We start from the raw sequence: 9,412 nt of genomic DNA, 5'->3' as shown, positions 1-9,412 counted from the left end.
GCTTTTCTGCGGGGGGGGGGGGGGGGGGCGGGGTTTCTTTATCCCCCCGGGGCCCCCCCAATACCCGCCCGGGCGGGCCCCCCCGGGCCCCGCCCCCCCCCCGGGGGGCCCCGGCCCCGCTTCGCCGTGTCCGTGTCGTCCGGTCAGTACCGGGGCCGGTTGAACCAGTTGACGCCGTCCCGGACGCACATGGCGGTGATCCAGATGACGCAGATCGCGATCCAGATCAGCCCGACGATGACGTTCACCGTGATCTTGGTGTTGATCCCGCCGATCAGGTCGAGCAGGCCGAACAGCGAGGCGATCGAGGCGTAGACGATGGTGGTGATCCGGACACCGTTGCCGCCCTTGCCGAACTTCGCGCCCAGCGTGATGGACAGCGTGGCGGCCAGCGCCCACACGACGCCGATGACCAGCAGGATGCCCATCGCGGCGTGGCCGATCGAGGAGATGAAGTCGTCGCTGCTCGTCGAGGTCTTGTTGACGGCGTCGTTGGCGACCGCGGCCGCGATCAGGCAGAACGCCGCAAGGATCACCTGCACACCGCCGATGATGAACAGCAGCACCCGGGTGGTCATCACCAGGCCCGGCATGACCTGCGGCACGGCCGGCGCGTAGCCGTACGCCGGGGCGACCGGCTGCGGGTAGCCGTAGCCAGGGGCCGGCGGCGGGGCCTGCTGCGGGTAGCCGTAGCCCGGCGCGGGCGGCTGGCCGTACGGGTTGTTCGGGTCGGGCGGGTAACTCATGGATGCCTCCGGGCAGTTGCGGGGACGTGGGGACGGGACGGCGGAGGACCCGGTTGCGGCCGGCGAGTCGGGTCGCCGACGGAACGGGACGGTACCGGAGCGCGGTGACAGCCCGGCGGCGGTGACGGGCGCGGCCGGCTCAGTACTGTGACGAGCGGGTGATCGGACGCCGGGACGGGCACGGCGCGGTGAGGACGTCGCCGTGGCGGTCTGGCTGCGCGGACTGCTGTGGTCGGATCACTGGCTCTTTCCCCCGGGTACGCCCCGCCGCGGGATCCGTCGGCCCGTCACCGGGCCGGGTCGCGGCAGGGGATGCCCGCATATCGTCAACCGGACGGCGGCGCGCTGTCCAGCCGGTTGCGGTCGCCAGGTCGAGACTGTGGCGCAACCGCAACGTGGTGCGGACCTTCCGTACCCGTCCGGTCGCCCGACCGGCCGTGGGGCCGCCCCGGTACGGGGTACGGCCGCGATCCGGGAGAATGGGGTCATGACTGCCCAGATTCTCGATGGCAAGGCCACCGCCGCCGCGATCAAGTCCGAACTCGCCGCCCGCGTGGCGGCCCTCAAGGCGAAGGGCGTCACGCCCGGCCTCGGTACCGTCCTGGTCGGCGACGACCCGGGCAGCCGCTGGTACGTCAACGGGAAGCACAAGGACTGCGCCGAGGTCGGCATCGCCTCCATCCAGCGCGAGCTGCCCGCCACCGCCACCCAGGAGGACGTCGAGAACGTCGTCCGCGAGCTGAACGCCGACCCCTCCTGCACCGGCTACATCGTCCAGCTGCCGCTGCCCAAGGGCCTGGACCAGAACCCGGTCCTGGAGCTGATGGACCCGGACAAGGACGCCGACGGCCTGCACCCGACCTCGCTCGGCCGCCTGGCGCTGGGCATCGAGGGCCCGCTGCCGTGCACCCCGCTGGGCATCGTCGAGCTGTTGCGCCGGCACGACGTGGAGATCGACGGCGCCGAGGTGGTCGTGGTCGGCCGCGGCATCACCGTCGGCCGCTCGATCGGCCTGCTGTTGACCCGCCGCAGCGAGAACGCCACCGTCACCCTGTGCCACACCGGCACCCGGGACCTCGGCGCCCACCTGCGCAAGGCCGACATCATCGTGGCCGCCGCGGGCGTGCCGCACCTGGTCAAGCCGGAGGACGTCAAGCCGGGCGCCGCGGTGCTGGACGTCGGCGTCAGCCGCAGCGAGGGCAAGATCGTCGGCGACGTGCACCCGGGCGTGGCCGAGGTGGCCGGCTGGATCTCCCCGAACCCCGGCGGCGTGGGCCCGATGACCCGCGCGATGCTGCTGAACAACATCGTCGAGGCGGCCGAGCGCCGCGCCGGCGTCTGATCCCCGAGGGACGGCGAGCATGACTGAACCGCGACCGGCGCGGTCCCGGCAAAGGCCGGTCAGGACCACCGGCACCCTGCCGCCGGAGGGCGCCGCCCCGGCCCTCGGGCGCGACCACGCCCTGCCGGTCCGGCAGTGGCCGATAACGCTGGTGCTGTCGGTGGTCGGTGCCGGCCTCGCGGTCACCTGGTTCGCCGACTTCAAGGACGGCTTCAAGTACGGGCTGCTGATCCTCGGCACCGGGGTGCTGCTCGGCGCGGTGCTGCGGCTGGTGCTGCCCGAGGTCGGGATGCTGGCGGTGCGCAGCCGCTTCACCGACGTGATCGTGCTGGCCTTCCTGGGCGCCTCGATCGTGCTGCTGACCCTGGTCGCGCAACCGAACCCGTGGCTGGAGATCCCGCTGCTGGACAATATCGGCCAGCTCATCGGCCGGCCCAAGCACTGAAGGCCGACGCCGTGCCCCTGCGGCCCCGCCCGGAGCGCCGGGCGGGGCCGCGGTGCGTCTGTGACGCATCAGCCACGCCCGCACACGCGGCGTACGCTTCCCTTTGCGATAACCTGACGCCGGTCTCTCGATGTCGAGAGATCATCCTGGCTCCAGTGCCGGTGTGCCTGGGGCGCCTGGCGATTTGCTGGAGAAGGTAGAAATGACCCGCACCCCCGTCAACGTCACCATCACCGGAGCGGCCGGCCAGATCGGCTACGCGCTGCTCTTCCGCATCGCCTCGGGCCACCTGCTCGGTGCCGACGTGCCGGTGAACCTGCGCCTCCTGGAGATCCCGCAGGGCCTCAAGGCCGCCGAGGGTACCGCCATGGAGCTCGTCGACTGCGCCTTCCCGCTGCTGCGGGACATCAAGATCACCGACAACCCGAACGAGGCCTTCGACGGCGCCAACGTCGCGCTGCTGGTCGGCGCCCGTCCGCGCACCGCGGGCATGGAGCGCGGCGACCTGCTGCAGGCCAACGGCGGCATCTTCGGCCCGCAGGGCAAGGCCATCAACGACCACGCCGCGGACGACATCAAGGTCCTGGTCGTCGGCAACCCGGCCAACACCAACGCCCTGATCGCCCAGCGCAACGCCCCGGACGTCCCGGCCGAGCGCTTCACCGCGATGACCCGCCTGGACCACAACCGCGCGGTCGGCCAGCTGTCCGCCAAGACCGGCGCCCTGGTCTCCGACATCAAGCGCGTCACCATCTGGGGCAACCACTCCGCGACCCAGTACCCGGACATCTTCCAGGCCGAGGTCGCCGGCAAGCCGGCCTTCGAGGCCGTCGGCAGCGACCAGGCCTGGCTGGAGAACGACTTCATCCCGACCGTCGCCAAGCGCGGTGCCGCCATCATCGACGCCCGCGGCGCCTCCTCGGCCGCCTCGGCCGCCAACGCCGCCATCGACCACGTGTACACCTGGGTCAACGGCACCGCCGAGGGCGACTGGACCTCCATGGGTGTCGTCTCCGACGGCTCCTACGGCGTCCCGGCCGGCCTGATCTCCTCCTTCCCGGTCACCACCAAGGACGGCAAGTTCGAGATCGTCCAGGGCCTGGAGATCTCCGACTTCTCCCGCGCCCGCATCGACGCCTCGGTCAAGGAGCTGACCGAGGAGCGCGACGCGGTCCAGGAGCTGGGCCTCATCTGAGCCCCGCCCCCGCGGCCTTCCCGACGGCCCGCACCTCCCTCCGGGGAGGCGGCGGGCCGTCGGCGTTCCCGGCCGGCGGCCGGCCACGCCGCTTCCGGCCCCCGCCGGCGCCCGCCGCCTACACTGGCCCGCTGTGAACGAAACCCTCGGGGACGCCGCGCTCGTCCTCGTCTTCATCCTGCTGGGCGGGCTGTTCAACGTCGCCGAGATCTCGCTGATCTCGCTGCGCGAGGGCCAGATCCGGGCGCTGGAGGCGCGCGGCACCCGGCGCTCGGCCCGGGCCGCGCACCTGGCCGCCGACCCCAACCGCTTCCTGGCCGCCGTCCAGGTCGGCGTGACCTGCATGGGCTTCCTGTCCGCCGCGTTCGGCGCCGACACCCTGTCCGGCAAGGTCGCCCCCCTGTTCGTCGACGCCGGGCTGTCCCGGGGGATGGCGGACGCGGTCGCCCTGGTCGGGCTCACCCTGGTGATCAGCTACGTCTCGCTGGTGCTCGGTGAGCTCACCCCCAAGCGGATCGGGCTGCAGCGCGCCGAGTCCATCGCGGTGGTCGCCGCCCCCGTGGTGGACGTGATGTCGGTGGCGCTGCGCCCGGCGATCTGGCTGCTCGGCCACTCCACCAACCTGATGGTCCGGCTGTTCGGTGGCGACCCGACGGCCGGGCGCGGCTCGATGAGCTCCGAGGAACTGCGCGGCCTGGTCGCCTCCAACACCGAACTGGGCAGCGACGAAAGGGCGTTGATCGCGGACGTGTTCGCCGCCGGGGAGCGCCAGCTGCGCGAGGTGATGGTGCCGCGCACCGAGGTGACCTTCCTGGACGCCGAACGCCCGCTGGCCGCGGTGCGGCACCAGGCCGAGACCTCGCCGCACTCGCGCTACCCGGTGGTCGAGGGCAGCGCCGACGCCGTGGTCGGCTTCGTCCACGTCCGGGACCTGTACGGCGTCCGCGGCGAGCAGGCCGTCAAGGTCCGCGACCTGGCCCGCCCGGTCAAGCTGCTGCCCGGCACCAAGCGGGTGCTGGAGGCTATGGGCGAGATGCGCCGGGAGGGCCACCACCTGGCCATCGTGGTGGACGAGTACGGCGGCACCGCCGGCATCGTCACCCTGGAGGACCTGGTCGAGGAGGTGATCGGCGAGATCCGCGACGAGTACGACCGGCCGGAGGCCGCTCCCACCCGCAGGCTGGCCGGCGGCGGCATGGAACTGGACGGACTGCTCAACCTCGGCGACTTCGAGGAGGAGACCGGCGTCGCCCTGCCGGAGGGCCCGTACGAGACGGTGGCCGGCTGCCTGGTCGCCTCGCTCGGCCGGCTGCCCCGGGACGGCGACCACGCCCGGGTCCCGGTCGAGGGCGGCGGGGCGGTGCTGCTGACGGTGGCCAAGGTGGAGGGCCGGCGGATCGCCCGGGTGAGGGTGAGTGCGGTCACACCGGAGGAGCCCGCTGGGGCGGAGGTTTCCTGAGCGACCGGGGGAACTGGAACAATGGCGCGCATGGTCAACGCAGCGGTCACTGGTCCGGTCAAGGACCGTCCCCGGGTGCTCTCCGGGATCCAGCCCACCTCCGGCTCGTTCCACCTCGGCAACTACCTGGGCGCGGTGCGCCAGTGGGTCGACCTGCAGAAGGAGAACGACGCCTTCTACATGGTCGTCGACCTGCACGCGATCACCGTGCCGCAGGACCCGGCGACCCTGCGCCAGAACACCCGGATCTCCGCCGCCCAGCTGCTCGGCGCCGGCCTGGACCCGGAGCACTGCACCCTGTTCGTCCAGTCGCACGTGCCCGAGCACGCGCAGCTCGCCTGGGTGATGAACTGCCTCACCGGCTTCGGCGAGGCCTCCCGGATGACCCAGTTCAAGGACAAGTCCTCCCGGTACGGCGCCGACAGCACCACCGTGGGCCTGTTCACCTATCCGATCCTGCAGATCGCGGACATCCTGCTCTACCAGGCGGACGCCGTCCCGGTCGGCGAGGACCAGCGCCAGCACGTGGAGATCACCCGCGACATCGCGGAGCGCTTCAACTCCCGCTACGCCCCGGTCTTCACGATCCCCAAGCCGTATATCCTCAAGGAGACGGCGAAGATCATGGACCTCCAGGACCCGGGCATCAAGATGAGCAAGTCGGCGTCCTCGCCCAAGGGCCTGGTCAGCCTGCTGGACGAGGCGAAGGTCAGCGCCAAGAAGTTCAAGAGCGCCGTCACCGACACCGGCACGGTCGTCTCCTACGACGAGGAGCAGAAGCCGGGCGTCTCCAACCTGCTGCGGATCCACTCCGCGCTCAGCGGCCAGTCGGTCGAGCAGCTGGTCGCGCACTTCGAGGGCAAGATGTACGGCGCCCTGAAGACCGAGCTGGCCGAGCTGTTCGCCGAGTGGGTGACGCCCTTCCAGGAGCGCACCGGCACCTTCCTGGACGACCCGGCCGAGCTGGACCGGGTGCTGGCGATCGGCGCCGAGAAGGCCCGCGCGGTGGCCTCCGAGACGCTGGCCACGGTGTACGACCGGATCGGCTTCCTCCCGGCCGCCAAGCGGTGACTCCCCTCACACGCCTGCCCGATGGTGACGGCGGCCCGCCCTCCGGCCTCCCGGAGGTCGTCACCATCGGCGTGTCCGTGAGCGTTCCGGACCCGTACGGCAAGCGGATCCAGGACGCCCGGGCCGGCCACGGCGATCCGCAGGCGCGCTCGATACCGACGCACGTGACCCTGCTGCCGCCGACCGAGCTGCCCGCCGAGGTGCTCCCGAAGGTCGAGGAGCACCTGGCGGCGGTGGCGGCCGCGCACCGGCCGTTCCGGATGCTGCTGCGCGGCGGCGGCACCTTCCGGCCGGTGTCCCCGGTGGTGTTCGTCCGGGTCGAGGAGGGCGCGCAGGAGTGCCGGCTGCTGGAGGCGGACGTCCGCTCCGGCCCGCTGGCCCGCGAACTGGCCTTCCCGTACCACCCGCACGTGACGGTCGCCCACGGCCTGCCGGACGACGTGCTGGACCAGGCGTACGAGCAGGCGCGCGGGTTCCGGGCGTCCTTCCTGGTGCCGGGCTTCTCGCTCTCCCGGTTCGACGCGGACGAGGTCTGGCGGCCCTGGCGGGACTACCACTTCTCGTGAATCAGCACAGCTCGTGAATCGGCACCGCTCCTGAACTACCGCGTCGTACGGCCGAGTTCGAGCATCCGGTCGACCACCCGGCGGGCCGCGCCGCCGTCGTCCAGGGCGCAGTGCTCGGCCCGGAAGCGCCGGTAGCGCTCGGCGTACCCGGGAGCCGACTCCGTTCCGCTGTCGGCGAGTTCGCGCAGCGCGCCGAGCAGTTCGGCGGAGTCCGGCACCAGCGGGCCGGGGGCGTCGCGCTCGAAGTCGAAGTAGAAGCCGCGCAGGGTGTCGCGGTAGTGCTCCAGGTCGTAGGTGAAGAAGTAGACCGGGCGGCCGGTGATCGCGAAGTCGAACATGATCGACGAGTAGTCGGTCACCAGTACGTCCGCGATCAGCAGCAGTTCCTGCGGGTCGGGGAAGTCCCCGCAGTCGTACAGGAAGCCGTCGCCGGCGCCCGGCAGCGGTTCGCGCACGTGCGAGTGCGGGCGGACCAGCAGCACGTGGTCCTCGCCGAGCAGTCGGCGGGCGTGGCCGACGTCCAGCCGCAGGTCGAGCCGGAAGCCCTCGCCGTCGCCGCGCTGCTGGTCCTCGCGCCAGGTCGGCGCGTACAGCACGACCCGCTTGCCCTCGGGGATGCCGAGCCGCCTGCGGACGGTCGCGGCGACCCGCGGGTCCGGCTCGGCCAGGACGTCGCCGCGCGGGTAGCCGGACTCCAGGACCTCGCCCTCGTAGCGGAAGGCGCGCCGCAGGATCGGGGTGGCGAACGGGCTGGGGGAGAGCAGCAGGCTCCACTGCGGGGTCTCCCGGTCGAGGGCCTCCAGGTAGCCGTGGTCGGCCAGCCAGGAGTTCTCGACGTCGTGGGCGATCCGCTTCAGGAGTGAGCCGTGCCAGGTCTGCACCACGACCTGGCCCGCGCGGCGCTCCAGGAAGTCCGGGAAGTGGGTGTTGCCGACCAGGTAGCGGCAGGTGGCCAGGGCGCGGTACCACTCCGGGCTCCAGATCCGCACCGGCACGACCCCTGGCGGCAGCTCGGCCTGGCCGTCGTCGACCACCCACAGGTGCTCCAACGGCTCGCCCCTGCGGGCGAGTTCGGCGTGCACCGCGCGCGGGGAGTCGGCGTAGCCGCGGCCGCCGAACACGTCGTACAGCACCGCATCGCGCAGCGGTTCGCGGCGGGCGGCCGGGTAGTGCTCGGTGCGCAGCCGGGCCTGCGTCCAGGCGCTGCGCTCGGTGGCGTCGAGCACCGGGGTGGAGTCCACCAGCAGGGTGTCGTGCCAGCGGCGTTGCAGCAGGACGTGCTTGCCGCCGGTGGTCGCGGTGGCGGGCAGGGCGGGCAGGACGGCGGCGGCGGCGATCAGCGGCCGGGCCGGGCCGGAGCGGTCGGCCGGCTCCAGGACGGCCTCCCAGACGCCCTTGCGCAGCGGCAGCACGGCGCCGTCCGAGCCGGTGCGGGTGGCGGGCACCCGAACCCGGAAGCGGCCGTTGGCTCCGGGCTCGACCGGGGCGCGGACCTCGCCCGCGGTGCCGCTGTGCCGCAGGACCAGCTCCAGCCGGTCGGCTGCCGGGTCCGGGCAGTGGCCGGACAGCTCGAAGCCGGCGAAGTGCACCGCGATCCGGTCGACCACGCCGGCGGCCGGCTGGACGCAGACCTGGAGCCGGCCGTCGGAGAGGTGCTTGAGGTAGAGCACCCGGTCCGGGGCGTCCGGCAGCGGGTGCTGGCCGGCCACCGGGCCGCCGCGCTCGTCCAGGCAGAGCTGCTCGGTGCCGCCGTCGGGGCGCAGCAGTTCGGCGTCCCAGTGCTCCAGCGTGCCTCGGCCGCGCCCGTCGGCGGTGAACGGCCGGTACGGCAGGTGGACGGTGAAGGTGTTGCCGGTGCGGGCGAGCGGCTGCTCGATCACCGCGTCGCTCTGCCGGTGGCGCAGCCGCAGGACGGTGCCGGTCGGGCAGTGGTCGGCGGTGCCGGCCAGCCGGATGCCGTCGGCGGCGGGCTCGGCGCGGTCGAGCCGGACGGCGGGGCGCTCCAGCCGCAGCCGCAGCCGGTCGTCCTCGAAGTACGGCTGGAGGCGCACGTCGCGGTCCACCCAGCGGGCCGGCGGGTACTCGCCGGAGCCGCACCAGTGGGGGGCGAGGGCGCCGTACTGGCGGCGCAGCCGGGTGGGGCGGGGGCGGGTGAAGAGGGTGGCCTCGATCTGCCAGTCGCCGAGCAGCCAGTGGCCGTCGCGACGCAGCCGGGAGGGTTCCACCAGGGCGGTGAAGCCGGACCAGTCGTGGTTGTGGTCGGGCTGGGCGCTGTCGTCGGTGACCTCGGGCAGCCTGCGGGGCCTGGAGCGCAGGTGGAGGAGCGGCGCGGTGTCGTCCTCGTGGCGCAGGGTCAGCCAGGTCCAGGCCGAGCCGGGGCGGCCGGTGTCCAGGTCCAGCGGGCGGGCGAAGCCGGTGAGCTCCAGCCCGCGGCCGTGCCAGCGGGCCCGCAGCAGCCCGAACACCACGCCCTCGTCGACGGCGGGTCGGCCGGTGCTCACCCGGGGGGCGGCGTGCGGCAGAACGAACCGGGTGAGCGCAGGCATGGTGCGGGGGGCCCTTCGGGGGAGGGAATCCCGGGCATGGCG

General features: G+C 73.0%; 8 protein-coding genes. 6 read left to right on the top strand and 2 right to left on the bottom strand.

What is annotated here, in order from left to right; all coding sequences use genetic code 11:
* Positions 1-143 precede the first annotated feature (143 nt).
* Complete coding sequence (locus ACFV1W_RS27955; RefSeq protein WP_380420007.1) at positions 144-746, bottom strand: hypothetical protein; 603 nt, start codon at positions 744-746, stop codon at positions 144-146.
* Between the two features lie 487 nt (positions 747-1,233).
* Between ACFV1W_RS27955 and ACFV1W_RS27950 the strand changes: the two genes are divergently transcribed.
* The 6 genes from ACFV1W_RS27950 (at position 1,234) to ACFV1W_RS27925 (ending at position 6,824) form a co-directional block, all read left to right on the top strand.
* Positions 1,234-2,088 carry a bifunctional methylenetetrahydrofolate dehydrogenase/methenyltetrahydrofolate cyclohydrolase gene (locus tag ACFV1W_RS27950; RefSeq protein WP_380420006.1) on the top strand — a complete coding sequence of 285 codons (855 nt, stop codon included), beginning with the start codon at positions 1,234-1,236 and terminating at the stop codon, positions 2,086-2,088.
* Between the two features lie 19 nt (positions 2,089-2,107).
* Entirely contained in the window at positions 2,108-2,533 is a 426-nt protein-coding gene (locus ACFV1W_RS27945) for a DUF3017 domain-containing protein (protein WP_051824882.1), read from the top strand.
* Between the two features lie 202 nt (positions 2,534-2,735).
* Positions 2,736-3,728, top strand: coding sequence for a malate dehydrogenase (locus ACFV1W_RS27940; protein WP_270146533.1), 993 nt, complete (start codon positions 2,736-2,738; stop codon positions 3,726-3,728).
* Between the two features lie 133 nt (positions 3,729-3,861).
* Positions 3,862-5,187 carry a hemolysin family protein gene (locus tag ACFV1W_RS27935; protein WP_380420005.1) on the top strand — a complete coding sequence of 442 codons (1,326 nt, stop codon included), beginning with the start codon at positions 3,862-3,864 and terminating at the stop codon, positions 5,185-5,187.
* A gap of 30 nt (positions 5,188-5,217) precedes the next feature.
* A complete protein-coding gene (trpS, locus tag ACFV1W_RS27930; RefSeq protein ID WP_380420004.1) occupies positions 5,218-6,258 on the top strand; it encodes a tryptophan--tRNA ligase in 1,041 nt (346 codons plus the stop codon).
* A gap of 77 nt (positions 6,259-6,335) precedes the next feature.
* The gene (locus tag ACFV1W_RS27925) at positions 6,336-6,824 is read left to right on the top strand and encodes a 2'-5' RNA ligase family protein (RefSeq protein ID WP_380420003.1); all 489 of its coding nucleotides are present in this window, start codon (positions 6,336-6,338) and stop codon (positions 6,822-6,824) included.
* A 35-nt stretch (positions 6,825-6,859) separates the two neighbouring features.
* Here the strand turns inward: ACFV1W_RS27925 and ACFV1W_RS27920 are convergent, their stop codons facing one another.
* Complete coding sequence (locus tag ACFV1W_RS27920; protein WP_380420002.1) at positions 6,860-9,370, bottom strand: CDP-glycerol glycerophosphotransferase family protein; 2,511 nt, start codon at positions 9,368-9,370, stop codon at positions 6,860-6,862.
* Between the last annotated feature and the right edge of the window lie 42 nt (positions 9,371-9,412).

This window comes from Kitasatospora sp. NPDC059648, from assembly GCF_042734825.1.
GTDB lineage: Bacteria > Actinomycetota > Actinomycetes > Streptomycetales > Streptomycetaceae > Kitasatospora.
Note: the sequence above shows the minus strand (reverse complement) of the source record. Positions and strands in the feature narration are given on the sequence as shown.

Bases quoted from the DNA above. Each gene is read 5' to 3' on its own strand.
- ACFV1W_RS27955 (WP_380420007.1), bottom strand. From the start codon at position 746: ATGAGTTACCCGCCCGACCCGAACAACCCGTACGGCCAGCCGCCCGCG.
- ACFV1W_RS27950 (WP_380420006.1), top strand. From the start codon at position 1,234: ATGACTGCCCAGATTCTCGATGGCAAGGCCACCGCCGCCGCGATCAAG.
- ACFV1W_RS27945 (WP_051824882.1), top strand. From the start codon at position 2,108: ATGACTGAACCGCGACCGGCGCGGTCCCGGCAAAGGCCGGTCAGGACC.
- ACFV1W_RS27940 (WP_270146533.1), top strand. From the start codon at position 2,736: ATGACCCGCACCCCCGTCAACGTCACCATCACCGGAGCGGCCGGCCAG.
- trpS (WP_380420004.1), top strand. From the start codon at position 5,218: ATGGTCAACGCAGCGGTCACTGGTCCGGTCAAGGACCGTCCCCGGGTG.
- ACFV1W_RS27920 (WP_380420002.1), bottom strand. From the start codon at position 9,370: ATGCCTGCGCTCACCCGGTTCGTTCTGCCGCACGCCGCCCCCCGGGTG.